The sequence below is a fragment of the Natrialba sp. PRR66 genome, from assembly GCF_034808065.1.
In the GTDB taxonomy this organism is placed as follows: Archaea; Halobacteriota; Halobacteria; order Halobacteriales; family Natrialbaceae; genus Natrialba; species Natrialba aegyptia.
On the sequence record NZ_JAXHGN010000003.1, the window covers coordinates 81,881 to 106,325 of the forward strand.

Consider the following 24,445-nt stretch of genomic DNA (forward strand, 5'->3'; position numbering starts at 1 on the left):
CCGCCCCCTCTCGCGGAATCAAGACGACTCTTTCGGTGGTGTGAGAATAAATAGCAGGTTTCGGGGGTTACGAACGATCCACGGCAGTTTGGGCCTCCGCGAGCGTAAACTTGCCTTCGTAGAGCGCGCTTCCGACCACGACCGCAGCCGCGCCGGCCGCCTCGAGTTCACGGACATCTTCGAGGGTCGCGACGCCGCCGCTTGCGATCACCGGCACGTCGGTCGCCTCGACGAGTTCACGAACGGGCTCGGTCGCGACGCCCTCGAGTTGGCCTTCGACGTCGACGTTGGTAAAGAGGATCGCGGCGGCACCGAGGTCGGCGTAGCGTTCGGCGGCTTCGACCGGGGAGATGCCAGCCCCTTCGGTCCAGCCTTCGACGACGACCTCGCCATCTTTCGCGTCGAGGCTGACGACGACGCTGTCGGGGTGGGTCTCGCTGATTTCGGCGACGATGTCGGGGTTGTCGACGGCCGCGGTGCCGAGAATGACGCGGTCGACACCGCGGTCGAGAAGGGCTCGCGCGTCGGCGGCGGTACGGATGCCGCCGCCGAGTTGCGTCGGCACGCCGACGGTATCGATGACGGCGTCAATGGCCGCAGCGTTCGCTCGTTCGCCCTCGAACGCGCCGTCGAGATCGACGAGGTGGAGCGACTCCGCACCGGCGTCGATCCAGCGCCGCGCGGCCGCGACCGGCTCGCCGTAGGTCCGTTCCGTTCCGCGCTCACCCTGGACGAGCTGGACGACCTCGCCGTTCTGGATGTCGACGGCCGGAATGACCTCGAACGTCTCGAACTCGTCAGTGGTCTCGCTCGTCGCCGTATCGGTCTCCGTCCCGGTCATATGTGTGTGCGTGCGGCCGACCCGAGTAAAGGCGACGGTTTGGAAGGATGCCGAGTCGACGACCATCGATCGAACACTGTTCAGCGTCCGTGCAGAGAGATTACATCTTCGCCCGGTGTGGTCTCCGATACCCATGGCGGCGAGTGCCTCGCTCATACAGGAGACGGCGACCCAGCCCCAGTTGACGACGGATATGATCGTCGTCTTCGGGGTCGTCGTCCTCGCACTCGTCTTCTTTCTCACCGAACGGCTCCCCGTCGACGTCACCGCGATCCTGCTGATCGTCATCCTGGTCGTCCTCGAACCGTGGACCGGGATCGATCCCGCAACCGGCATCTCCGGGTTCGCGAACGAAGCGACGATCACCGTCCTCGCGATGTTGATCCTGAGCGGCGGGATCAGTCGGACCGGCATCGTGCAGGAACTCGGCCGCCGCATGGCCGCGTTCGCGGGAACGAGCGTCCGAAAGCAGTTGTTCGCGACGGTCGCCGCAACCAGCCCCGTCTCAGGCGTGCTGAACAACACCCCCGTCGTCGCGTTGCTCGTCCCCGTCGTCACCGACGTTGCCAACCGCGGGAACACGTCGCCCTCGAAACTCCTTATCCCGCTGTCGTACGCCTCGCAGGTCGGCGGCATGCTCACCCTCATCGGCACCTCCACGAACATCCTCGCAAGCGACATCAGCGCCCGACTCGGAACCACGTACCCCGAACTCCACCGCTTCTCGATGTTCGAGTTCACCCGACTCGGACTCATCGTCGCCCTCGTGGGCGGACTGTACCTGATCTTTGTCAGCCACTACCTCCTGCCGGAGCGCGTCCCGCCGCGGGCGGACTATCTGGCGGAGTACGCCGTAAGCGACTACGTCGCGGACGTGGCAGTCGTCCCCGGCTCCCCCCTGGTCGACGGTACCGTCGGCGACGCGACCGAGATTCTCGGTCCCGACATCGACATCGTCCAGGTGGTTCGCAATCGTAGTCGCGACCGCGACCGCGAAGCCGGTGCCGACTCCGACTCCACTCCCGGCCGCGCAGTCGCTCCCCGCCAGGACCTCCCGCTCACCGAAGGCGACATCCTCGTCGTCCGAACGAACCGCGACGCGATCACCGAACTCGCGGACATCCCCGGCGTCGAACCCGTCGCCCGCCCGCAGTCCGTGGCCGGCCTCTCGACCGATGCCGACGCGGGCATCCTCACCGAACTCGTTATCTCGCTCGACTCCCGCCTCGTCGGCGACCGTCTCGACCCCGAGGCGTTCCGCGACGAGTTCAACGCCGCCGTCCTCGGCCTGCGGAGCCGCGGTGAACTCGTCAGCGAACGCATCGTTGGCAAACGCCTCGACATCGGTGACACGTTGCTCGTCCAGGCTCCGCCGGAGACGCTGGATCGGCTCGCACGGCGGGGGGATATGATCGTCGCCCGCGAACCGCCCCAGCCCGACTACCGCACCGACAAAGCGCCGATCGCGGTTGCGATCATGATCGGCGTCGTTGCGGTCGCGACGCTCGAGTTCTATCCGATCTTGATCGCGGCGCTTGCAGGCGTCGTGGCGATGGTCGTGACCGGCGTGCTCGAACCGAACGAACTGTACGACGCGGTCGAGTGGGATATCATCTTCCTGCTCGCGGGCGTGATCCCGCTCGGAATCGCACTCGAGCAAACGGGTTCGGCGGCCTATCTCGCGTCGCTCGTCGTCTCGACGGCGGACTTTTTGCCGACGCTCGTCGTGTTGTGGCTGTTCTACATCGTGACGGGGCTCATTACGGAGGTGATCAGTAACAACGCGAGCGTCGTCTTGCTTCTCCCTGTCGCAGCGGCGGCGGCGGCCGGCATCGGGTCGAACCCGTTCGCGTTCGTGCTGGCGGTCACGTTCGCAGCGAGTACGGCCTTCCTCGGCCCCATCGGCTACCAGACGAACCTATTCGTCTACGGTCCCGGCGGCTACCGGTTCGGCGACTACTTCCGCGTCGGTGCGCCGCTACAGCTGATTCTGTCGGTCGTCACCGTCCTTGGAATCGCGTTTTTCTGGGGGGTGTGATGAACCATCAATATTTTATCAGGACCGGATCAGACCAGCGAACGACTGTCGGTTGCTATGTGTCGTGTTGTTCCGTGTCACATACCTCAACTGAGTAATCCGTCGTCCCAATACGTATTTCATGGAGAGACCGATAGTACCAACCGATGGTGGAAACCGTGCTCCTGGTTGGGATCGTCGCCTCAATATTCGTCGGATTCAACATCGGTGGGTCGTCGACGGGGATCGCGTGGGGACCCGCCGTCGGAGCCGGACTGCTCCGAAAGGTCACCGCAGCCGGGCTGATGACGATTTTCGTCTTCCTCGGCGGCTGGACCGTCGGCCGAAACGTGATGGACACGCTGAGCGAGGGGATCATCACGATCGAGATCTCGCTCGCCGCCGGCGTCGCCGTCCTCTTTTTCATCGGGCTGGGAATCCTCATCGCAAACGTCTTCGGCGTTCCCGTCCCGACATCGATGGTAACCGTCGGCGCGATCGCCGGGTTGGGGCTGGCGACGGACACGGTCAACTACGCGGAAATCGGCAGGATCGTCTCGTGGTGGGTCGTCACCCCGATCATCGGGTTCTGGATCGGCGCGACCGTCGGTCGGTACATCTACCCGGAACTCAACCGCCGATTCGAGATTCGGGCCTCCGAGGGGCCGTTGCTCGCCCTCGATCGCGGCGGCTCGGTTCCGAAACCGACGCTCGGACCGAACACGACGATTCAGGAACTCGTCGGGACGTGCGTCGTCCTCGTCATCGGCTGCTACATGGCCTTCAGCGCGGGCGCGAGCAACGTCCCGAACGCCGTTGCACCGCTCGTCAGCAGCGGAACGCTCGATCGGAATCCCGCCATCATCATCGCGACGGTGGCGATCGGGTTCGGCGGCTTCACCATCGCTCGGCGAACGATGGAATCCGTCGGCAGCGAACTCAGCGACATCCCGCTGTTGGCCGCCCTGGTCGTCATGCTCACCGCCTCGACGATCACGACCGCGCTCTCGTGGGCCGGCATCCCGATCAGTCTCGTGATGGCGTCGGTGATGACGATCGTCGGCCTGGGCTGGGGACGAGCGACCCGACCCGTCACAGCTCGCGAGGCGATTCGCGGCGAATCCGACGCGGAACTCGCGACTGGCGCACTAAAAGCGGAACCGGATACCCCGGTCACGAAGATCGGGGAGGCCGAACCCGACGAGGTTCTTGATGCAGGGAGCCTGTTCAACCCGCGAGCCGTGATGAAGTACATCTCGATGTGGATCATCGGGCCGGCGATGTCGACGCTTCTGGCGTACGGCTTCTTCGTTGCCGTCCCGTTCGTCTGATGGTCGTCTCTCCTGGCCCATTCTCTTTGCCGTCCCTACTGTTCCCCCGCACTCACCGTCCCCACTGCCTCCACCATCCGCATCACCCTCACTACCCGACCGCACTCACCGCGTTCACCACCCCCTACCGCTCCTACCGACTCTGACGCCATCACCCCCTCCCGTTTATTTCCGCAACGCTCGTAGCAACGGTATGATCTCCCGGCTTCTCGTCCCCATGGACGGCTCCGAAATGAGCGAACACGCCCTCGAGTACGCCCTCGAAGCCTACCCAGACGCCGACATCACCGTCCTGACCGTCGTTGGAGAGCCGTCGCCGATGTGGGGCGAGGCAACGGGGCTCGCGCTCGCCGACGACCTCGAGGAAGCGGCACAGGAACACGCCCACGCGGTATTTGACCGCGCCCGAGAGATCGTCGCCGCCGCCGATAGTGACGCTGAACTCGATACCGTCGTCGAACTCGGGCACCCCGTTCGCGCGATCATCGACCGCGCGGGTGACTACGAGACCGTCGTCGTCGGCAGTCACGGCGGTTCGGTCTCGGAGTACCTCTACGTCGGCAACGTCGCCAAAAAGGTCGTCAACAGATCTCCGGTTCCGGTCGTTGTCGTGCGATAAGATGGCATCGACGGTTCGCCGAACAGTCATACGGTCTGCTGTTCCGATTTTCCGGCGCCCCTATTTCTTCGGCGCACCCACAACCCACCTACTGCGCCGGTACTGACCGACAGCAACCCGTCTCAGTTCTCGGTGTCGTCGTCCGCTTCGGTCGACTCTTCGATGAGTTCCTCGACCTGATCCTCTCGAGGGCGGCGGTCGATGCGTTCGTCCACCGATTCGACCTGTGACTGGACCTGCTCGAGTTGTTCGCCAACCGTTTGTTCGACGGTATCCTCGACCGTCTGTCCGACCTGTTCCTCGACAGTTTGTTCGACCGTCTCCTCGACGGTATCCCCGACACGTTTTTCGACCGTTTCTCCGACAGTCTGCTCGACCGTCTCGCCGACGGTCTCTTCAACCGTCTGTTCGACCCGTTCTTCGACGGTCTCCCCAACAGTCTGCTCGACGGACTCCTGCACGGCCGTCGTCATCCAGTCCGGATCGAACCGGGCCATCTTCCAAACGACGTGGAGTACGTACGAGGCGAACACGCCCAATCCGAACACCAGCCCAATCTGTATGTCGAGTGTCGCAATCAAGACGATCGAGAGGAGGATCAACGCGCCGTACGCGAGGTCGACGATCGCGTCGATACGTGCCGGTCTCATTGAAAGACGATATCCGAATCCGCACCAGTCACGAGCAGTCGCGCCTGCGACCACGACAACAGCCATTCACTCCGCCGAACGCCTTCCCACCGAGTCGATGATACGCGTGGCAACATGCTATTGTAATACAGGATCCGATTCGGTGAAACGCTTTGGGTCTCACCGCTCCGCGTTGATGAGAAACGCACCAGCCGTCGCAAAAATGGCTGTCCACCCTCGTCGGAGCCGACCGGAATAGGCGCGTTTTTAGGGTCGGATCGCGTGACTCCCACACGTGACGGAAGTACTGCTTATCGTGGGAATTCTCGTCGCAATCTTCGTCGGATACAACATCGGCGGGGCGACGACCGGCCCCGCATTCGGCCCCGCCGTCGGCGCGAACGTCATCACGAAGGTACTGGCCGCCGGGTTGATGGCCGTATTCTTCTTCCTCGGCGCAATCACGATCGGTCCGCAGGTCGTCCACACCCTCGGTAACGACCTCGTCCACGACACCGGCGTGTTTACGATGCGCTCGAACGTCGCCGTCCTCTTTTTCATCGGCGGCGCGCTCTTTCTCGGCAACTACGCCGGCGTCCCCGCCTCCACCTCGATGACCGCGGTCGGCGCTATCGCCGCACTCGGCCTCGCAACCGGAGAACTCGCCTTGGACGTTCTCGGCGAAATCGTCATCTGGTGGGTCGTTGCGCCGATTACCGGCTTCTGGGTCGCCGGCGTCGTCGGCCGGTACTTCTACCCGAGAATCAACGAATGGGTTGCAATCGAAACGAACCGCGAGGGTCGCGAAATGATCACCATCGACCGGAGCGGAACACTCCCTCGACTCCAGGTCGGCGACAGCACGAACCGCCGCGAGATCACCGGTGCGTTCGTCGTCGTCGCCATCGGCTGCCTCATGGGCTTTTCGTCCGGAACGAGCAACATCGCGAACGCAATCGCCCCGATCTACGGAACCGTTTCCGACTCCGGAACTGAACTCGCAATCGGCTCGACCGCCGTTCCGATCGATATGACCGCGTTGATCGTGATCGGCTCGGGTGCCGTCGCGATCGGCTGTTTTACGATTGCGCGCCGCACGCTCGATACGCTCGGCAACGACATCACGAACCTGCCGCTGACAGCAGCGATCATCGTCGCCGTCATCAGTTCGACCATCGTCACCGGCCTCTCCTGGATCGGCATTCCCGCCAGCTTCGTCGTCGTGGCAACGATGAGCATTATCGGCCTCGGCTGGGGACGTGCGACCCGAACAACGACGCTCTCCGGCGTCAGAGCCGGTGAAGAAACACGAGTGTCGATCGGGGCACTCACCGCCGAAGAAGCCGGCGAAACACCTCCGAAAATCGGCGAGGAAAACCCCGAAGACATCCCCGCCGCCTCCGACCTGTTCGACCCATCGACGACTGCTCGCGTCATCCTCATGCAAAACGTCGTCCCGATCATCTCGACAGTCGGTGCCTATCTCACGTTCAGATTCGTGCCGATATTCGGATTTTGAACTCGTTAGCGGGCGTTCGGTAGCTCTCAGCCACGTTGGCAGTCACTCAATACTTCGAAACGGATTTTTCCGACTTTCGTGTCTATGGGGTCATGCTCTCTGCGATCTTGCGACTCGGAACTCTCGTCGTCTCTCCGTCGGCTTCACTATCGGTGGCTCGTCTGTAGGTGTCTCCTGGGAACCAGCAGTTGGAACCAGTGTCGGCAAAACGGCCACGGCGACGAAGAACTCGAGTTCACAACGGGCACAGTAACACAGGATACCCGAACGAAGTGCCCAAAATCGGCGAGGAAGATCCCGCAGAAATAGTCGACGCAGACGACCTCGTTCGGCCAACGATCGCACGCCTTGTCTCTTTCTGGATTATCAGCCCCTCAGCATCCCTCGGACTGCCCTACGGCTTCTTCGTCCTGGTGCCGCTTTGAGTCGCGTACCGGCCGTCTTCTCCCTCGAGTTCAGCGATCAGTTTCAGACGAACGCCAAATTCTGGTTCAAAAACCATTGAAAACCGAACAGCAAGCTATACCAGTGCGGGACTCGAACCGCCGGTTGATGCCCACGGTAGAATACCTCAACTACGAAGTGCTGGACGACCAGGGCTGGGACATGGATGATGACGACCTCTTTGGCCAGGCAGCAGACGCCGGGCTCGACGAAGAGGATTACGGCACCCTCGAGGTGAACGAGGGCGAATACATCCTCGAAGCGGCTGAGGCTCAGGGCTACGACTGGCCCTTCTCGTGCCGTGCTGGTGCCTGTGCGAACTGTGCTGCCATCGTCAAGGAGGGGGAAATCCAGATGGACATGCAGCAGATTCTCTCCGACGAGGAGGTCGAAGACAAGAACGTCCGTCTGACTTGCATCGGCTCCGCCGAGACCGATGAGGTCAAAATCGTCTACAACGCAAAACACCTCGACTACCTGCAGAACCGCGTCATCTGATCGGTTCACCCCTTTGCGGTTGCCGTTCTCACGAATTAGTAGCTGCTTCTCTATCGAACTCAACGCAGACGCCGCTCGATCGATTCGTCGCCGCCGTATTCGGGTGCGTTCTATCGCGCACCCTCTTGTGCAACGGCGAGTTCACTGCTGCCCGTCCATCAGCGAGGACGGTGCTGAAACTGTCGTCAGTAGTCTTCGGTATCCCCGTTATTCCCGGTCCCGTTTCCGTTTCCGTTTCCGGTTCCGTTCCCATTCCCATTGTTCACACTGGTCCCGTTACTCCCATCGTTTCGAGCATCCGTCTCACCGTCATCAGCCGCGTCTTCCATCCCAGTATCATCGTCCGACTCGCTAGCTGTCTCATCGTCTGCGGTCTCACCAGCCGCGACGAACTCGTTCGGTTCGAAGAATGCGCCGGTTGCGCCGACATCGAGCCGAACGAGACTCGGCTCTGCGGTCTCTTCTTCGGCCTCAAACCGCCCGATTGCGAAGTTGCAGGCATAGAGGAACGTTTCGTCGGCATCGGTCCGTCCGAACGCAACGTCAGCGGGGAAATCGAGGAGTCCGCCTTCGGCAAGCGTCTCGATCGACGGTGAGCCGACCTGCTCCGATGCCGATTCGGTTGCCATCGATCCGGTCGAGTCAGCCGCGACCGATTCGTTGTCCTCGGCTTCCGTCGGTCCGCCTTCCGTCTCCATCGACTCGTTATCTTCTCTCTCCGTCGACTCGTTCTCTACCGACTCGTTCTCCATCGATTCGCTCTCCTGGCCCGCCATCGATTCGTTGTCATCGGTCTCCATCGGCCCACCGTCCTCGGTCGCTATTGACTCGCTATCGTCCATCTCTGAACCGAGTTCGACGCGGACGATCGCATCTCTCGCATTGACGGCGACGTAGAGTCGGCCCTGGCTGTCGAAGGTCATGCCGTCAGCGCCGACCAGCGAGTCCTCCTCGGCGACTAGGCCGAGTTCACCGGGGCTGCCGTCCTCGGAGACGGGAACTCGGACGAGCCGACCGTAATCGAGGTTGTCGACGTAGACATCGCCGTCGGGATTGATCGCGATCCCGTCGGCACCGACGCCGGCCTCGGCTTCGGGGTCCGGGTCGAGGACCTCGTCGTCGACCCAGACCGTCGCGCCATCCGGCGTCACCCGCCAGATCGCCCCGCCCAAGTGGTCGGTGACGAGGAAGCCGTCCTCGGTGTAGGGATCGACGGTGATGCCGTTCGGTGCCGTCTCCTCGGCCGGCAGTTCGGCCATGCGTTCGGTGTCTCCGCTGGCGATGTCGACGGTCCAGACACCGTGCGTTTCCGACTCGCCCGAGTTCACCAGCGCGTAGATCGTTCCGTCGACGGCGACGATGCCGAGCAGCGCTCCCTCCTCGCCGACATCGAACTGGGCGACCGACTCTTGATTCCCGTCGGGATCGACGGCGAGCAGTTCGCCAGTAACGGCCAGGCTGAGATAGACCGTTCCCGAGTCGTCGAGGGCGAGGTTTTCCGGAAGTGCGGGCGGTTCGAGGTCGGCGACGAGTTCGGGTTCGGCGGTCCCATCCGTTCCGGTGTCGCCGTCCTCCGCAGGCTGATCCGATGCTGTCTCGCTGGCGGCAACCGGAGCGATGCCCATCATGGCGGCGAGGCCGGTGCCGGCAAGGGACTGAAGGACGGGGCGGCGGGGACGAGCGGAGCGCTGAACTCGGGTCGCCGCGTCAGTCGTGTGCTGATCGCGATTGCGCTCGTGGTCGTGATCGTGATCGGGTCCGGAGTCGGAGTCGAAATTGCTGTTCGTGTTGGAATTGGAGTCGGAGTCAGAATCGAATTCCGTGTCCGGTTCGGTCGGTTGCTCGTCTGTAGACGGCCGTTCGGTACTGTCAACCATACGGCGAGCGTGAAACGACACCGGCCATAAACGCCGTCCACCGTTGTCGGTAATTACGGACGGGTAATGCGAGCGAATCAGCGGTAATCAGTAGTTTCGACGGCGACGTATCGAACGCACGGTGTGGCGGCGCTCGAAACGACTCACTGTGAACGATTGTTTGACGAAGAAGTGCAATTGACCGCTCAGATAGTCGCCTTGGCTTCTGATAGCGTCTCGTACATTCCGTTCGCGAGTTCGGTCGCGCGCTCGCCGTCGCGGGCCTCGGCGTAGATGCGCACGAGGGGTTCGGTTCCGGAGGGGCGGGCGAGCACCCAGGCGTCGCCGTGGTCGAGGCGGTAGCCGTCGCGGGTGTTGAGTTCGGCGTCGGCGGACTGGGCGTGGTTCGCGGCGGCATCGAGCATGGCGTCGCGTTCGGCGGTCGACTCGTACTCGATGTTGCGCCGGACGTTGGCGTAGCCGTCGTAGGGGCCGACGAGGTCGCTGACCGGCCGTTCGGCGACGAGTTCGAGGAATCGCGCGGCCGTGTACGCGCCGTCGCGCGAGAGTCGGTAGTCGGGGAAGAAGATCCCGCCGTTGCCCTCGCCGGCGATTGGGACGTGCTCGCCGTTGGCCTCGAGTTCTTCGATGCGCGTGATGATGTTCGTCGATCCGATCGGCGTGAGTTCGAGATCGGCCCCGATCTCGGTGACGACGTCGACGAGTCGCTGGGAGACGTTGACCGCCGAGACGGTCGTTTCGCCGGGGTCGAGTTCCGCGGCGGCGAGGGCGGCGAGGGCGGCATCGCCGGAGACGAACGCGCCGCTCTCGTCGAAGAAGATAGCCCGGTCGGCGTCGCCGTCGTGGGCGATACCGACGTCGGCGTCGCTCGTCCGGACGAGCCGTCCCAGATCGCCGAGGTTGTCGGGAACCGGTTCGGGGTCTCGCCCGGGGAAGTGGCCGTCGGGCTGACTGTTGACAGTGATGACGCGACAGCCGAGTTCGCGGAAGAACTCGGGGCTGGTCAGCGCACCCGCGCCGTGACCGGGGTCGAGAGCGACCGTCAGGTCGGCGTCGGCGATCGTCTCGCGGTCGGCGGCCGCAAGGAGATCCGCGACGTAGTCGCGTCTGGCGGTGTCGATCTCGCGGACCCGGCCCGTTTCGTCCCACGGCGCGACGGCGAACTCGCCGGACAGCAGGGTGTCCTCGATCGTTTCGAGGTCCGAGACGGCGAGTTCGACGCCGTCGCGACCGACGAGTTTGATGCCGTTGTACTGCGGCGGGTTGTGCGAGGCCGTGATGACGATGACGGGAACGTCCATCCGTTCCGCATAGCCCTGTGCACCCGGCGTCGGGACGATCCCGAGGCGGTCGACATCGGTTCCGGTACTTGCCAGCCCGCTGGCTGCAGCATCGGCCAGCATCCGTCCAGTGTAGCGCGTATCGCGTGCGATGGCGACCCGGTCCACCTGCCAGGCCGTCCCCGCCGCCTTCGCGACACGGAGGACGAACGCGGGCGTCAACTCCTCGTTGGCGACGCCACGTTTCCCACTCGATCCGAAGACTTCCATCGGTCGCTAGTCCGACCGGCCACCTCAAAGGGGTTGCGGAGCAGACGGAACGCTTTCGGGCTGTGCCGCCAATCCTCACGTATGGATTCGATCGAGGAAAAACGCGTCTACGGCACCCGTGACGGGGCAACCCGACTCTACGTCACGAGTTCGATCGGCGTCGTTCGCGTGCGGGTCGCCGGCGACACGGTCGGCGAGTTCAGCCTTTGTGCGCGCTGTAACGCGCGGGACATCGCGACAGTCGCCGACGGCCGCGTTGTGATCGCGACGGACGAGGATATTCGCGAGGAGACCGCGGCCAATCGCGACACTGACGCTGCGAACCGTGACGATTTCGCGCTCGAAAACACCGGCTTCGGTCCCGCCGTTGCCGTTGGCGCGACCAGGTCGACGCTCCTCGCGGCCGGACCCGACGGCGAACTCGGCTACCGGGATCTCCGAAACCGGAACGACGGAACGGACTGGCACCGCTGCAGCGCCGACGCGATCACATCGGTTCGTGCGATCGACCGCGACCTCGTCGCAACGGACGACGGCGTCTACCGATTCCGGCCCGCCGACGGCGAACTCGAACACGCCGGCCTCTCGGATGTCCGCGACGTCTCCGCGGCCGGAATTCCGCTTGCGGCGACCGCGGACGGCCTCTACAAACTCGGGAACGGGTGGATGGCAATTCGCGAGGAACCGTTCGAGACGGTCACCGCCGATCCACGGACGGAGCGGGGCCGACTCGCCCGAGCGCACGCGATTTCGAGCGCGGACGGCTCGAACAGCGCCACCGTGAACGACACGAACTCGAGGGGCGCAGTCTACGCGTTCACGGATGACGACTGGACGGCGATCGAGACACCCGACGAACCGATCGTCGACATCGGATACGGGACCGGATCGACCGCCGAACGCGAACAATCGGATGGATCGACGGAGACGAGTTCGGATTCCGGTTCCGAATCGACGGGACCGATCTACGCGGTCACGGAACAGGGGACGATTCTCGTGACGACCGAGGGCACTGACGAGGAGAACTCGTGGCGGCGACGGTCCCTCGGTGTGACGGATGTGACGGGGCTTGCAGTTCCCGCTTCGACGGTGGAGTCAAGTACGGAGCGTTAGATTCCCGAGGGCCCCCGTCCCGGCCCCATCCGATCCCGTCCGAGCAGGACGTACAGGACGAGGCCGAGGAAGGGCGCGAAGAAGACGACGATCGCCCAGAGGAAGGCAGGATGTGAACTGTTAGACTGTGCATCCGTGTACGTCCAGATGATGATACCGATCTGCAGTGCCAAGAACAGGAGCGCAATCAGGCCGAGGAAACCGGCACCGCCGGACTGGAGGACGATATCGAAGGGCATCGTTCTCCTTGTTTGACTAATTTATAAAATATGTTGTGGATTCGTCTTGTTTAATCGAGGCCAAAGATACGTTGAAAGCGCCGTTTTGGAGCGACTGCTCTTTCGTAGGAATACCAGGATCGGATACGACGAACGGAAGGTTAACTATCCGTGACTGTCTCCAATACCCTCATGAGCGACCTACCGCGGCGCCGACTACTGGCGCTTGGGGGAACGGCACTGACGGGAACGATCGCCGGCTGTTCGAGTAGCGCGGACGAGGGCGACCCGGATGCGGACTCGAACTCGGACGGCGGCGAGAGCGATGGCGACGGGAACGAAAACGGAAACGGAACCGACTCGAGTTCGGATTCCGACGGCGCGGGCGGCGCGTCGGGAACGCTGCTCGGCAACGTCGACGTCGAAAACCTCGACAACGACGCGCACACGATCAACGTCATCGTCGAGTTCGACGGCGACATCGAACACTGGTCGACGCACGAACTCGACGCCGGCGCGGGCGCAACGCTCGAGCAGGGCTGGCCGCAGGAGGCGGGCGAGTTCCGCGTCATCCTGCGACTGGACGACGGCGAGCCGGTACAGGACACGGCGGCGTCGTGGAACGATCCCGACTGTCTCAACCTGCTCGTGACGATCAACCGCAGCGGCGCGCTGACGACCCACGCCGACACGAGCAGCGGCCCCTGCGGCGACGGCGACGCGTCGTTCGACGAGGGCGCGAGCGAGTGAGCGGGCCGCAGAACGAAAACTGGTTTACGCCACACCCAATGGGTTCGAGTATGATAATCAGCGGATCCGCGTCGCAGGCGCTCGCCGCGGCGCTTGCACGCGAACTCGAGGAACCGCTCGTCACCGCCGAGTACGACCGATTCCCGGACGGCGAACTGCTCGCCGCCGTCCCCGGTATCGACGATGCCGTCGCCACCGACGACGCCGTTACCGCCGATCGCGCCGTCGTCGTCGGCTCGACCGTCTCGAGCGACACCCACCTCGAACTGCTCCAGCTTCAGGACGCCGCCCGCGAAGCCGGCGTCTCGGACGTCGTCACCGTCCTCCCCTACATGGGCTATGCCAGACAGGACGAGGCGTTCGAACCCGGCCACCCGGTCTCCGCTCGCGCCGTCGCTCGCGCCATCTCGAGCGGGACCGATCGCGTCCTCACGGTCACTCCCCACGAAGAGGCCGTCTGCGAGTTCTTCGAGCCGACGGCGACCGCCGTCGACGCCGCCGGTCGGCTGGCCGAACCGCTTCCCGAGAACCTCGCCGATCCCGTGTTCCTCTCGCCCGACGCCGGCGCAGTTGAACTCGCCGAGACGGTCCGTGATACCTACGGCGAGGGCGAGATCGACTACTTCGAGAAGGTGCGTCACTCCGGCACCGAGGTCGAGATTTCGCCGAGCGACGTGGACGTGACCGACCGGGACGTCGTCGTCACAGATGACATCATCGCGACGGGGTCGACGATGAGCGAGGCCGTCGGCGTCCTGCAGGACCGCGGCGTCGATCGGGTCTTCGTCACGTGCGTTCATCCGCTCCTTGCCAGTAACGCTGTCACGAAGCTCTCGCGGGCCGGCGTCGAGGCGATTTACGGCACGGATACGATCGAGCGCCAGCAGAGTACCGTCTCGGTCGCACCGGCGATCGCAGAGCACCTGTAGCAGGCGTTTCTCGCGAGTTCCGTAGGAGAGTGGCGACACAACTGGTACAACAGCGTCGGCAACGAGACGACGGCGGCGATTACTCGGACGCCTCAGCGGCCGCCAGCGACTCGATCGCGATTTCCATGGAGACGCCGTCAACATCCCACTCCTTGCGGTGGCCGTCCTCGACCGTTCCGAGTTCGTCTGCACGAACCTCCTCGCGGATGAGGGCTTTGCGGTCGTCGACGAGTTCGGCGACGCGGTCGTCTTCGATCTCGAGGTCGAGTGCGATCCGTTCTTCCACGTCCAGGTCGAGGTCCTTTCGCATCTCCTGGACCCGGCGGATAACCTCGCGGGCGTAGCCCTCGCTCTCGATGTCGTCGGTGAGCGAGGCGTCGACGTAGGCGACGCCGCGGTCGTCGCCGTTGAGGCCGAAGGCGGTGCCGGCGACACCCTCGGGCGTTTCGGTGACGAACGAGACCATCGATTCCTCGAGTTCGTCGTCCGCCTCGAGGGCGTCGTCGACGGCCGCCGCGAGCGCCTCGAGGGATGGGTCGTCGATCCGGGCCTCGTTGAGCGCGTTCATAACCTCTCCGGCGCGGTCGCCGAAGGCAGGGCCGAGTTCGCTCATGTCGGCCTCGGCGCTGTAGTTGAGTTCGCCCCAGCGGTCCTCGGGCGAGACGAGTTCGATCTCGCGGGCGTTGAGGCGCTCGGCGAGCAGGTCGGTATGGCGTTCGACCGCCTCGACGACGCGCTGGTCGTCGGCGGCGACGACGACGCGTGGGACGGGCCAGCGGAGTTTGCGGCCGGCCTGTTGGCGGGCGTTCGCGCCGGCTTCCTCGATGGCGCGCAGGAACGCCACGTCATCCTCGAGTTGCTCGTCGACGAACGCCTCGTCGACGGCGGGCCAGTCGCACATGTGGACGGTGTCGTGCTCCGCGTCGCTGGTGAGCGTGCCGTAGATCGTCTCACTGATGAACGGCGCGTAGGGAGCCAGCAGTGCAACGGTTTCGCGGAGGACGCGGTAGATCGTCGCGTACGCGGCTTCCTTAGAGGCGCTGTCTTCTTCCTCCCACATGCGCTCGCGGACCGCCTGGACGTAGAACCGCGAGACATCCTCGACGATGAACTCGATGAGGGCGTCGATCGCCTTGTCCTGCCGGCGGTCCTCGAAGTGGTCGGTCATCGTCTGCTTCGTCGACTGCAGGCGGGCGAGGACCCACTCGTCGACGAGTTCGAGATCATCCGCGACAGCATCGACGGTCGTCTCCTGCGGATCGAACTCGTCCAGTCGCATGTACGGCAGCGGGAATCGGAAGACGTTCCACAGCGTGCGGAGGTGGTTTTCCATCGTCTGCATGCCGTCCCAGGAGAAGCGCATGTCCTCGCCCTGCGGGTTATTAGAGAGGAGGAAGGCGCGCATCACGTCCCGGCCGTGGCGGTCGATGGCCTCGTGGGGATCGATCAGAATGTCCTTTGACTTGGACATTGCTCGCCCGTCGGGCATGAGCGCGTGGCCGTGCATGAGCACCTCTTTGTAGGGGCTCTCGCCGAGCGCGGCGGTTCCCATGCCGAGCTGTGACCAGAACCAGCCCCGCGTCTGGTCGTGGGCTTCGAGAATGAAGTCCGCGGGCCAGAGGTCGTCGAAGCGACCGTCGTCCGAGGGGTAGTTCAGGGTACCCCAGGAGGCGACCGAGGAGTCGAGCCAGACGTCGAAGACGTCCGGCACGCGGGTGTAGGTGGTGCCGTCCTCGGTGATCGTGAGGTCGTCGACCGTGTCCTTGTGGAGGTCGACGGTCGCGGCGTCGATGTCCTGGTCGACGCGCTCGACGAGTTCATCGCGGTCGCCGACGACGATCATGTCCTCGTCATCGTCGCGGTCCTCGGGCGTCCAGACCGGCAGCGGAATGCCCCAGTAGCGCTGGCGCGAGACGTTCCAGTCGGGGGCCTCCTCGACAAAGTCGCGAAAGCGGTTGTCCCGTGCCCAGTCGGGGTGCCACTCGCTGTCCTCGATGTTGTCCAACAGCTCGTCCTTGACATCGGTGATCGTGATGAACCACTGGTCGGTGACGATCTGGATGATGCCGGTATCGCAGCGCCAGCAGTGCCCGTAGCTGTGGGTGACGGTCTCGGAGGCGAGCAACGCACCCGCCGCTTCGAGATCGCTCGTGATCTCGGGGTCGGCGTCCTTGACGAACTCGCCTTCGTACTTGCCGGCTTCCTCGGTGTAGACGCCGTCGCCGCCGACGGGACAGAAGATCGGGAAGCCGAGTTCGCGGCCGCGCTCGAAGTCCTCTTCACCGTGGCCGGGCGCGGAGTGGACGAGACCGGTGCCGTCGCCGTGGGTGTCGACGTAATCGGCGGCGTAGACCTCGTAGGTTCCCTCGGCGTCGACGCGGTCCGGGACTTCCTCGGCGAGCGGATGGTCGTAGGCCCAGCCGAGCATCTCCTCGCCGGAGCGTTCGTCGACGACTTCGTAGTCGTCGTACCGGCCCGCCTTCAGGACATCCTCGTGTTTGGCGTCGGCGACGTACAGCAGTTCTTCTTCGCCGTCTTTCTCCGCGCGGACGCCGACGTAGTCGCCCTCCTCGTCGACCGCGACGAAGGTGTTCGCCGGGATGGTCCACGGGGTCGTCGTCCAGATAACGAGCGAACCCTCGCGGTCCTGCAGGTCGAATTTGACGTAGATCGAGGGGTCCTCGACGTCCTCGTACTCGACCTCGTTGTTCGCGATCGCGGTCTCACACCGGGGGCACTGCGAGATCGAGCGGTGGCCCTTCTCGACGAGCCCTCGTTCGGCGGCCTTCGAGAAGCCCCACCAGGCGGCCTCCATGTACTCGGGGCTGACGGTCCGGTAGGGGTCCTCCCAGTCCATCCAGACGCCGAAGTCCTGGAAGTCCGACTGCAGGCCTTCGAGTTGCTCGTCGGCGTACTCCTTGCAGGCCTCGATGAAGTTTTCCTCGCCGTACTCCTCGATGTCCTTCTTGTTCTCGAAGCCGAGTTGCTCCTCGACGCGCGTCTCGATCGGAAGCCCGTGCATGTCATAGCCCGGGCGGTCGGTCACGTCGTACCCCTGCATTCGGAAGAAGCGAAGGTAGACGTCCTTGAGGGACTTGTTCCAGGTCGTCCCCATGTGCGCCGAGCCCGACGTGTACGGCGGGCCGTCGACGAAGAAGAACGATTCACCGTCCGATCGGTGCTCGACCGTTTGTTCGTAGGCGTCGACGTCGTCCCAGTACTCGAATACCCGTTGCTCGAGCGCGTGGGGATCGTACTGGTCGTCGACCTCGCCAAACCGGCTCATACGTGACGTGATTCGCTCCGACATTAAAGGGGAATCGGTCCTGCAGGCGTGACTGGACGCAGTGATCGATCGGTCGAACGACGACTCTCCGCTCAGTTGGTCGGAGAAAACAATTTCTGGTAGCCGATTCCGTAGATGCCCGCATAGAGCATCACACAGCCGATCGCGGCGAGCCAGAGTGCAACGGTCGCCTCACCGGAACCGAAGTGCTGCAGGCTCGCGTACTCTGCAGCAGCGCCGACGACGGTCAGTAGGCCACCGATAACGGTATAGAGAAGTAACGGGAGTACTTCGGCGAGTAATTCCAGGCTGAACGTAACCATATACCCCCCATAGAAAGGCCACCAAGGTAAATTTGTTCACTTACGCAGCGATATAACACACCACGAGACACATCCATTGGTAGCATCCAAATCACCGCTGTGAACCACGCATCCAAACCAACCGAGCTAACCGCCTGTAGACGTACACCCATCTGTGCCAGCAGCCAACCCTGATTCGAATTCGAGTTCGGATCCGGACGCCGCCAATTCGGACGACCCCGAGTTCCCCGACTCGCGACACGTCTTCGAGGCGAACTGTACGCGCTGTCAAGCACTCAGCGAGAGCCGCGAGTGCATCTCGTGGGGCACCGGCTCCCTCGACGCCAGCGTCCTGGTCGTCGGCGAAGCCCCCGGCCACGGCCACCCCGACGCCGACCGCTGGCGCGGCGGCAACTGGACCGGCAAAGCCTACACCTCCCGCCACTCCGGCCGGCGCATCCGCCGGATGCTCGACCGCGTCGGCTACGGCGACGACGCCTACTACACGAACGCCGTCAAGTGCTTCCCCGCCGATCCCGAGGACCCCTCGACCAACCGCGAGCCGACCCCCGAGGAACGCGCGAACTGCCGCCCCCACCTCATCGCCGAAATCGACGCCGTCGATCCCGCGGTCGTCCTCGCAACCGGCAAACACGCGACGAAAACCGCCCTCGCAGCGGCCGATCGTGAACTCGACGGCTTCCTCGAAACCGTCCTCGATCCGCTTCGCTGTGCTCCCCTCGACGCCTGGCTCGTGCCGATCCTCCACCCCTCCTATCAGGACGTCTGGATCGGCAGACTCGGCTTCGAGCCGGACGAGTACCTCGACGCACTCCGGGAGACGCTCGACGAGTGCTGCCGATCCGACCAGGACAATTCGACGCGCGAGTGACGCCACAGCGGTAACCTTCTTACCGCGAGGCGACACACACTGGCGTATGAGCACGATCTTCACCCAGATCATCGAGGGAGAGATCCCCGCCCGAATCGTCTACGAGGACGACACGACCGTCGCCTTTCTCGACGCCAACCCGCTCGCGCCCGGCCACACGCTCGTGATCCCAAGGGACGAGTTCGAGCGGCTGGACGACGTTCCCGACGACGTCGCAGCAGACCTCTACGAGACGATCCACCGCATGGTCCCCGCCGTCGAGGAGAGCGTCGATGCCGACGCGACGACCGTCGCGTTCAACAACGGCGAGGCCGCCGGCCAGGAGGTCCCGCACGTCCACTGCCACATCGTCCCGCGCTTCGAGGGCGACGGCGGCGGCCCCATCCACGCCGTCGCCGGCGACCGTCCCGACCTCGCCGACGACGAACTCGACGACATCGCGGCGGATATCGAGTCACGCGCGTGAGTCCTCGATGTACGAGAGACTCGTCGGCGCGGCTCGCTCGCTTCCCATCGCCGCAGCGCTCGAACTCGGGAGCGTCCTCGTCTGTCTCGGCCTGTTCGTGGGGACGTTCGTCGTTCTCGTGGGCGGGCCACCGGCGGTAACGGGCACCGCCGGCGGAGCGGGTGCCGGGAACCAGGTACCGGTTCTCTGGCTCGCGATCATCGGGACGGGTACCGCCTTCGTCGTCTTCTGGACCGCGCTCGTTCCGCTGTTTCAACGCGTACAGAGCGTCCGGAGTTAGAAGGTTAGAAGACTAGAAGAGACCGAGCAGGCCAAAGAGGAGGTCGCCGTAGCCGAGTGCGATCACAAGCCCGGCGAATATCGGCACCAGAAACGGCGTTCCGGGCGAAATCCAGACCGTCTCGTTCGTCGTGACCGCCTCCAGTCCGGCGCGCAACTGTTCGGGAGCGGTCCCGTAGGCCGTGCCCTCGATATCGTCGAGGAAGGCTTCAGCGCCCCACGGATCGTCGACCGCTGCAGTCGTCGACACAGCATCGTCGCTCCCTGCTGACGATCCCTCGGTGGAGTCACGATTCGCCGCCGCAGCAATCGCCGTCGGAGCCCCGCCGTCCGCTCGAACGGCGGCCGCCACGGCACCGTCAGTCGGCGGATTCGGCTCCTCGGGTAGCGTCGCTGGATCTCGATACCGTTCAGGCGACTCCCGAACGTCCGCGAGCGTCAGGCCGCGCCAGCGCAGGTACATCCGCAGCGCATCGAGGTCGAGGCCGCTCGTCGAGCGCCCGGGCGGTCCCTCGAGCAACTGCCCGTGCGTCTCGGGCAGGCGCTCCCAGGAAACCGGCCAGCCAAGCGCCATCACCGACGTAAACCGCCCCGCAGCGGCGTTTCGAATCGCGAGGAGAACCGGGATCGCGAGCGCGACCAAGACGGCGTTCGTCAGGATCGTAAACGAGAACGTTCCGATCGGCGTCAGTGCCGTCGGCGTCGTCCACGAGCCGATCACGTAGATCGGCTGCGTCGGAAACACCACCGCCAAAACGAGCAATGCTTTCGCATCGGCACCGCCGAAGCCGCCAGCCCACCAGAACAGATACGCAAGCGGCACGACCAACCCTAAACTCACCGTCGCCGGAACGATGAACTCGTGGATCCAGGCCGTCCCGCCGGCGTGCCAGGCGAGCACTCCCTCCCAGAGAAGCGTTCCCGCACCGAGCAACGAGAGCGGAACCCAGACGTGACTCGAAACGCGCCTGGTCTTGATATCCCGAACGGCGGTCCAGGCGAAGACGGGAAGCGCGAGGAGCCGGAGGAGATCCGGCCCGGTCGCGGAGACGAACGCGAGTGACACACCAGGTGCTGGGAAGCGCGGTACCGTTATGGTTTCGGCCTCCGGCGACGATGAGAACAGTGTCGTGAACTTTACTCGAAGACTCGCTGCAGCGCCTCCCAGCGCGACTGCGTACGTCGGTCGCCGTCTCGCCACCGGGAAACGGCGCTGTAAGCCGACGTATATCGGCGAAGTCGCGAATCAGGGCAGTAGTCGGAGCGCCTTGGAAATTGAGAGTGACTAGAACAGTGATAGAAACTACCAAACAACTATCGAGCGAACGATGACGTATGTCACTCGATGTCGACATTCCCGACCCGCCAGCGCTCGACAGACCACAGGATCCGGGCGACTACGATGCCGTTGACGAGCCGGAGTATCGATCAGGAGACAACACACCGCACGAAGCGTTAGCGACGTTCCTCCAAGAAGGGGCGTGGGAGGACGGCTTCAACGAGTGGCGTGACGATACGTATATGACGGTCGACGAGTTCCGGCTCGTGCGCGACCGCGGGCTGATAGACGAGTTCGATTTTTATTGGAACATGGCCACGGAAGATGTCGGCTACCAAGCCCCGACTGTCCCCACCGATCTGGCACCGCCGTCCGGTGACCCGCTCGAACGAGGCGAACGGCAAGGTATCGACGAAGAACTCGACGACCTCGGACGGACCGTCAGCGACGTACTGGAAACCGAGTACATCAATCGGAGCGGCGAAGAGTTCGGATTCTTCAGCGATTACTGACCGCTCTCCGAGCCGGGTGCCGAAACTGCACGCGGTATCGGCCGACCGCTCGACAGGCGATATCGGACGTAACAGGCGTCGTCTGATAAAAATCGGACTCGACAAACGACACCGGACTCGGCAGGCGAGACCACACCGAGAGCGACGGGCGGAAAGAATATCCGTCCAGCGCGGCCACTACACGACACAGCATGAGTCACGTTCGTATCGCCGTCCTGAACGCGGCCCACGAGGACGCGAACACGACGCGAAACTTCCGCCGCGAACTCGACGCCTCGCTGGCCGAGTTCGATGTCACCGACGGCGAGCTCCCCGCACACTACGAGTTCGACGGGCTCGTCGTCACCGGCTCGCGGTCGTCCGTCTACTGGGACGAGGAGTGGATCGACGCCACCAAAGAGTGGGTCAGCGAGGCCCTCGAACGAGAGATTCCCGCACTCGGCATCTGTTGGGGCCACCAGCTTCTGGCCGACGTGCTCGGGGGCACCGTCGAAGACATGGGTGCCTACGAGGTCGGCTACAGCGAAATCGACCACCGCGGCAACTCCCGGCTGTTCGACGGCATCACCCAGTCGTTCACGGCCTTTACGAGCCACGCCGACGCGGTTACCGAACTGCCGCCCGGCGCAACGCCACTCGCGGAAAACGAGTACTCGAATCACGGCTTCCGCAAGGGCCGGGTCTTCGGCGTCCAGTTCCACCCCGAGTACGATACGAAGACCGCCCGCGAACTCGTCCACCGTAAGGACCTCGACGCGGACCGCCGCGACGCCGTCCTCGCCGAAATCACCGACGAGAACTACGCCGCCGCCTGCGAGGCGAAACTCGTCTTCGAGAACTTCATCGAGTTCGTCCGCGAAACCGCAGCCGACACGACCGCGGCTACGATAGACGGACAATCGGAATCAGCCGGTCGCTCTGACTGAGCCCGGATTACTCACTTCGAGTGCCGGTGTTGGTGCCACCGATCGAGAACTCGCTGAAGTAGACCCGTGCGTTCGGTCCGTGTCTGTCGCGACTGGCGTGCCTGCGTGAAATCAGACTGGTCAGACCGGCCGGAGCGGTCATCCTCCTCGCCTCGGTGACGCTGCTTCTGGGCTTGCTTTTGACCCCAGTCGTGATCCTGTTGTTCCTCGAGTTCACGTTCGTACTGCGTGATCAACTCCCGGCGCTGGCGGTCACGGATCGTCAGTTCGCGTTCGAGTGCGGCGATCCGGGCGCGGAGGTGAACTCGTTCGATTCGAGCGGGAAGCGGGTGTGTCGCGTTCGGGGACGAGCGTATCGAGAGCGATGATGACTTCCGATGAGGCCCGTGACCGGCGTGAGGGTCGTTTGCGATCGCTGAACGGGGATTTCGAGTGTATTCGTCGGGGTCGATAGCGGTGGTGGCGGGCTGTTCGGGGGGACGATACTCGACGGACATGGCAACTCGGACGGTACATCGCTCCCGCGGAAAAAGGTCAGTCAGTCGGGCGTCAGACGCGTCTACTGTAGATTGTGTGGCTATGAGAGGGTGAGAGAGTACAGATCGAGTGTCAGTGCTCGAGATGCTCGAGCACGCCCGCCGTTTCAGCCGGCACCGACTCTGGCTCGCTTCCCGCGGCGGCTGCCGCGTCGGGGTCTTTGAGCAGGTGGCCCGTCGTCAGACAGGCGACGCGTTCGTCTTCGGTGACGATCCCCTCAGCGCGGAGCGTTCGCAGTCCCGCGACGGATGCGGCAGAGGCCGGTTCGACGCCGATCCCTTCGCCGGCGAGGTCGCGCTGTGCCGCGGTGATCTCCTCGTCGGTGACCGAAATCGCGGTGCCGCCGGTTTCGCGAATGCCCGGCAACGCCTTCGGTGCGTTGACCGGGTTGCCGATCCGGATCGCCGTCGCGCGCGTCTCGACATCGTCCCAGCGCCGAACTTCGTCCGCGCCGTTCTCGACGGCCTCGACCATCGGGGCCGCGCCCTCGGCCTGCACGCCGACCAGTTTCGGGACCTCGTCGCGGGAGAGCGCGCCCGCTTGCACGAGTTCACGAAAGGCTTTGTACAGCGCGGCGGTGTTGCCGGCGTTGCCGACCGGGAGGACGATTCGGTCCGGGACGGTGTCGTAGTCCGCGAGAAAGCCCTCCAGGATTTCGAGGCCGATCGTCTTCTGGCCCTCGAGTCGGAAGGGGTTCAGCGAGTTCAGCAGGTAGGCCTCGCCCCGGCCGGCCAGTTCCTGGACGATGTCGAGGCAGGCGTCGAAGTTGCCGTCGACCTCCAGAATTCGGGCACCGTGGAGGCTGGCCTGGGCGATCTTGCCGGCGGCGACCTTGCCGGCGGGGAGGAGCACGAGCGTTTCCATGCCGCCGCGGGAGCCGTAGGCGGCGAGCGCGGCGCTCGTGTTGCCGGTCGAGGCGCAGGCGAGGCGGTCGACGCCGAGTTCGGTCGCGACGGCGACGCCGACGGTCATGCCGCGGTCCTTGAACGAGCCGGTGGGGTTCATCCCCTCGTGTTTGATCCGAAGCGCCTCGACGCCGATATCGTCCTCGAGATCGGGAACTTCGTACAGCGGCGTGGCACCCTCCTGGATCGAGACGCCCGCATCGAGCGGAAGGGTGTCGGCGTAGCGCCAGACGCCCTGGCCTTCGCCCGCGAAGTCCTCGAACGTCGGCAGATCGTCGTAGCGAACCTCGAGCAGGCTATCGCACTCGTCGCAGGTGTAGCGGATGTCCGCGAACGGGGCGAACGTCTCGCCGCACTCGATGCACTCGAGCCAGACGCCGTCGTCGGCGTCGGCGGGTGCTGCCGGTTGGTCGGCAGAGAGACTGAGACTCATTATCGTTCTGTCCTCGGGGAGGGGAGCGACCGGCAAAAAGCACGTGGATTCGGCAGATACCCCCATCCCGTTTTCCCGTTTTCCCGGTTTTCATATCCGCGCGTGCTCGCTCCCACGAGCGCCGGTGTGATCGCTCACCCGTTGCAGGGTGTGATCGCAAAAAGCGTCCCGGAAAGCCGAGTGGTGTGTCATCGGGACTGTGTGGTGTGCCCGGATTCGCTCGCGATTCCACCGTCCTACATCACGATGAGCCCCACGAGCACCGCAGGGCCCAGGAGCATGATGAACAGGGC

General features: G+C 64.2%; 23 protein-coding genes. 13 read left to right on the forward strand and 10 right to left on the reverse strand.

From position 1 onward, the window contains the following. Positions 1-67: 67 nt before the first annotated feature. Positions 68-841, reverse strand: coding sequence for a 1-(5-phosphoribosyl)-5-[(5-phosphoribosylamino)methylideneamino]imidazole-4-carboxamide isomerase (hisA, locus tag SM755_RS10865; RefSeq protein ID WP_323173218.1), 774 nt, complete (start codon positions 839-841; stop codon positions 68-70). A gap of 133 nt (positions 842-974) precedes the next feature. On the opposite strand from hisA, the gene SM755_RS10870 reads away from it, so the two are divergent. The 3 genes from SM755_RS10870 to SM755_RS10880 all read left to right on the forward strand — a co-directional run bounded on the left by SM755_RS10870 (position 975) and on the right by SM755_RS10880 (position 4,808). Continuing rightward, positions 975-2,879, forward strand: a complete 1,905-nt coding sequence (locus tag SM755_RS10870) for an SLC13 family permease (RefSeq protein WP_323172675.1) — start codon at positions 975-977, stop codon at positions 2,877-2,879. A gap of 146 nt (positions 2,880-3,025) precedes the next feature. Next, complete coding sequence (locus tag SM755_RS10875) at positions 3,026-4,189, forward strand: inorganic phosphate transporter (protein ID WP_323172676.1); 1,164 nt, start codon at positions 3,026-3,028, stop codon at positions 4,187-4,189. Positions 4,190-4,382: 193 nt separating this feature from the next. Then, on the forward strand, positions 4,383-4,808 hold the full coding sequence (locus tag SM755_RS10880; RefSeq protein WP_323172677.1) for a universal stress protein: 426 nt from the start codon (positions 4,383-4,385) through the stop codon (positions 4,806-4,808). 122 nt (positions 4,809-4,930) lie between these two features. On the opposite strand, the gene SM755_RS10885 is transcribed toward SM755_RS10880, so the two are convergent. Further along, complete coding sequence (locus SM755_RS10885) at positions 4,931-5,458, reverse strand: hypothetical protein (protein WP_323172678.1); 528 nt, start codon at positions 5,456-5,458, stop codon at positions 4,931-4,933. Between the two features lie 274 nt (positions 5,459-5,732). On the opposite strand from SM755_RS10885, the gene SM755_RS10890 reads away from it, so the two are divergent. Together SM755_RS10890 and fer are read left to right on the forward strand one after the other, a co-directional pair. Beyond that, positions 5,733-6,956: an inorganic phosphate transporter gene (locus SM755_RS10890; RefSeq protein WP_323172679.1), complete on the forward strand. Its 1,224-nt coding sequence runs from the start codon at positions 5,733-5,735 to the stop codon at positions 6,954-6,956. Positions 6,957-7,508: 552 nt separating this feature from the next. Then, positions 7,509-7,898, forward strand: coding sequence for a ferredoxin Fer (gene fer / locus SM755_RS10895; protein WP_006665383.1), 390 nt, complete (start codon positions 7,509-7,511; stop codon positions 7,896-7,898). A 185-nt stretch (positions 7,899-8,083) separates the two neighbouring features. On the opposite strand, the gene SM755_RS10900 is transcribed toward fer, so the two are convergent. Both SM755_RS10900 and glmM read right to left on the reverse strand, forming a co-directional pair. Then, positions 8,084-9,775, reverse strand: coding sequence for a hypothetical protein (locus SM755_RS10900; RefSeq protein ID WP_323172680.1), 1,692 nt, complete (start codon positions 9,773-9,775; stop codon positions 8,084-8,086). Positions 9,776-9,960: 185 nt separating this feature from the next. Beyond that, positions 9,961-11,325, reverse strand: coding sequence for a phosphoglucosamine mutase (glmM, locus tag SM755_RS10905; protein WP_323172681.1), 1,365 nt, complete (start codon positions 11,323-11,325; stop codon positions 9,961-9,963). A gap of 81 nt (positions 11,326-11,406) precedes the next feature. On the opposite strand from glmM, the gene SM755_RS10910 reads away from it, so the two are divergent. Then, positions 11,407-12,438 (forward strand): hypothetical protein, encoded by a 1,032-nt coding sequence (locus SM755_RS10910; protein ID WP_323172682.1) that lies wholly within the window; start codon positions 11,407-11,409, stop codon positions 12,436-12,438. Here the strand turns inward: SM755_RS10910 and SM755_RS10915 are convergent. Beyond that, positions 12,435-12,677, reverse strand: a complete 243-nt coding sequence (locus tag SM755_RS10915) for a PLDc N-terminal domain-containing protein (protein ID WP_323172683.1) — start codon at positions 12,675-12,677, stop codon at positions 12,435-12,437. The genes SM755_RS10910 and SM755_RS10915 overlap by 4 nt on opposite strands. Positions 12,678-12,848: 171 nt before the next feature. Here SM755_RS10915 and SM755_RS10920 point away from each other — a divergent pair, with 171 nt between their 5' ends. Further along, complete coding sequence (locus tag SM755_RS10920) at positions 12,849-13,406, forward strand: hypothetical protein (protein ID WP_323172684.1); 558 nt, start codon at positions 12,849-12,851, stop codon at positions 13,404-13,406. 50 nt (positions 13,407-13,456) lie between these two features. Then, positions 13,457-14,335 carry a ribose-phosphate diphosphokinase gene (locus SM755_RS10925; protein WP_323172685.1) on the forward strand — a complete coding sequence of 293 codons (879 nt, stop codon included), beginning with the start codon at positions 13,457-13,459 and terminating at the stop codon, positions 14,333-14,335. Positions 14,336-14,414: 79 nt separating this feature from the next. On the opposite strand, the gene ileS is transcribed toward SM755_RS10925, so the two are convergent. Next, positions 14,415-17,621, reverse strand: a complete 3,207-nt coding sequence (ileS, locus tag SM755_RS10930) for an isoleucine--tRNA ligase (protein ID WP_323172686.1) — start codon at positions 17,619-17,621, stop codon at positions 14,415-14,417. 92 nt (positions 17,622-17,713) lie between these two features. Beyond that, positions 17,714-17,944: a hypothetical protein gene (locus SM755_RS10935; protein ID WP_323172687.1), complete on the reverse strand. Its 231-nt coding sequence runs from the start codon at positions 17,942-17,944 to the stop codon at positions 17,714-17,716. Positions 17,945-18,098: 154 nt separating this feature from the next. On the opposite strand from SM755_RS10935, the gene SM755_RS10940 reads away from it, so the two are divergent. Genes SM755_RS10940 through SM755_RS10950 form a run of 3 tightly spaced genes read left to right on the forward strand, consistent with a single transcriptional unit; the run spans position 18,099 to position 19,561 of the window. Continuing rightward, positions 18,099-18,815, forward strand: coding sequence for a uracil-DNA glycosylase (locus SM755_RS10940; protein WP_323172688.1), 717 nt, complete (start codon positions 18,099-18,101; stop codon positions 18,813-18,815). Positions 18,816-18,861: 46 nt separating this feature from the next. Then, positions 18,862-19,281: an HIT family protein gene (locus SM755_RS10945; protein WP_323172689.1), complete on the forward strand. Its 420-nt coding sequence runs from the start codon at positions 18,862-18,864 to the stop codon at positions 19,279-19,281. 7 nt (positions 19,282-19,288) lie between these two features. Then, a complete protein-coding gene (locus tag SM755_RS10950) occupies positions 19,289-19,561 on the forward strand; it encodes a hypothetical protein (protein ID WP_323172690.1) in 273 nt (90 codons plus the stop codon). A 12-nt stretch (positions 19,562-19,573) separates the two neighbouring features. Here SM755_RS10950 and SM755_RS10955 read toward each other — a convergent pair whose 3' ends face one another. Then, entirely contained in the window at positions 19,574-20,626 is a 1,053-nt protein-coding gene (locus SM755_RS10955) for an A24 family peptidase C-terminal domain-containing protein (protein WP_323172691.1), read from the reverse strand. Positions 20,627-20,895: 269 nt separating this feature from the next. Between SM755_RS10955 and SM755_RS10960 the strand changes: the two genes are divergently transcribed. Next, positions 20,896-21,351 (forward strand): hypothetical protein, encoded by a 456-nt coding sequence (locus tag SM755_RS10960; RefSeq protein WP_323172692.1) that lies wholly within the window; start codon positions 20,896-20,898, stop codon positions 21,349-21,351. Between the two features lie 191 nt (positions 21,352-21,542). Next, on the forward strand, positions 21,543-22,277 hold the full coding sequence (locus SM755_RS10965; RefSeq protein WP_323172693.1) for a type 1 glutamine amidotransferase: 735 nt from the start codon (positions 21,543-21,545) through the stop codon (positions 22,275-22,277). An 11-nt stretch (positions 22,278-22,288) separates the two neighbouring features. On the opposite strand, the gene SM755_RS10970 is transcribed toward SM755_RS10965, so the two are convergent. After that, positions 22,289-22,774 (reverse strand): hypothetical protein, encoded by a 486-nt coding sequence (locus SM755_RS10970; protein WP_323172694.1) that lies wholly within the window; start codon positions 22,772-22,774, stop codon positions 22,289-22,291. A 112-nt stretch (positions 22,775-22,886) separates the two neighbouring features. Then, on the reverse strand, positions 22,887-24,152 hold the full coding sequence (thrC, locus tag SM755_RS10975) for a threonine synthase (RefSeq protein WP_323172695.1): 1,266 nt from the start codon (positions 24,150-24,152) through the stop codon (positions 22,887-22,889). Positions 24,153-24,445 lie beyond the last annotated feature (293 nt).

Bases quoted from the DNA above. Each gene is read 5' to 3' on its own strand.
- hisA (WP_323173218.1), bottom strand. From the start codon at position 841: ATGACCGGGACGGAGACCGATACGGCGACGAGCGAGACCACTGACGAG.
- SM755_RS10870 (WP_323172675.1), top strand. From the start codon at position 975: ATGGCGGCGAGTGCCTCGCTCATACAGGAGACGGCGACCCAGCCCCAG.
- SM755_RS10875 (WP_323172676.1), top strand. From the start codon at position 3,026: ATGGTGGAAACCGTGCTCCTGGTTGGGATCGTCGCCTCAATATTCGTC.
- SM755_RS10880 (WP_323172677.1), top strand. From the start codon at position 4,383: ATGATCTCCCGGCTTCTCGTCCCCATGGACGGCTCCGAAATGAGCGAA.
- SM755_RS10885 (WP_323172678.1), bottom strand. From the start codon at position 5,458: ATGAGACCGGCACGTATCGACGCGATCGTCGACCTCGCGTACGGCGCG.
- fer (WP_006665383.1), top strand. From the start codon at position 7,509: ATGCCCACGGTAGAATACCTCAACTACGAAGTGCTGGACGACCAGGGC.
- SM755_RS10900 (WP_323172680.1), bottom strand. From the start codon at position 9,775: ATGGTTGACAGTACCGAACGGCCGTCTACAGACGAGCAACCGACCGAA.
- glmM (WP_323172681.1), bottom strand. From the start codon at position 11,325: ATGGAAGTCTTCGGATCGAGTGGGAAACGTGGCGTCGCCAACGAGGAG.
- SM755_RS10910 (WP_323172682.1), top strand. From the start codon at position 11,407: ATGGATTCGATCGAGGAAAAACGCGTCTACGGCACCCGTGACGGGGCA.
- SM755_RS10915 (WP_323172683.1), bottom strand. From the start codon at position 12,677: ATGCCCTTCGATATCGTCCTCCAGTCCGGCGGTGCCGGTTTCCTCGGC.
- SM755_RS10920 (WP_323172684.1), top strand. From the start codon at position 12,849: ATGAGCGACCTACCGCGGCGCCGACTACTGGCGCTTGGGGGAACGGCA.
- SM755_RS10925 (WP_323172685.1), top strand. From the start codon at position 13,457: ATGATAATCAGCGGATCCGCGTCGCAGGCGCTCGCCGCGGCGCTTGCA.
- ileS (WP_323172686.1), bottom strand. From the start codon at position 17,621: ATGAGCCGGTTTGGCGAGGTCGACGACCAGTACGATCCCCACGCGCTC.
- SM755_RS10935 (WP_323172687.1), bottom strand. From the start codon at position 17,944: ATGGTTACGTTCAGCCTGGAATTACTCGCCGAAGTACTCCCGTTACTT.
- SM755_RS10945 (WP_323172689.1), top strand. From the start codon at position 18,862: ATGAGCACGATCTTCACCCAGATCATCGAGGGAGAGATCCCCGCCCGA.
- SM755_RS10950 (WP_323172690.1), top strand. From the start codon at position 19,289: ATGTACGAGAGACTCGTCGGCGCGGCTCGCTCGCTTCCCATCGCCGCA.
- SM755_RS10960 (WP_323172692.1), top strand. From the start codon at position 20,896: ATGTCACTCGATGTCGACATTCCCGACCCGCCAGCGCTCGACAGACCA.
- SM755_RS10965 (WP_323172693.1), top strand. From the start codon at position 21,543: ATGAGTCACGTTCGTATCGCCGTCCTGAACGCGGCCCACGAGGACGCG.
- SM755_RS10970 (WP_323172694.1), bottom strand. From the start codon at position 22,774: ATGTCCGTCGAGTATCGTCCCCCCGAACAGCCCGCCACCACCGCTATC.
- thrC (WP_323172695.1), bottom strand. From the start codon at position 24,152: ATGAGTCTCAGTCTCTCTGCCGACCAACCGGCAGCACCCGCCGACGCC.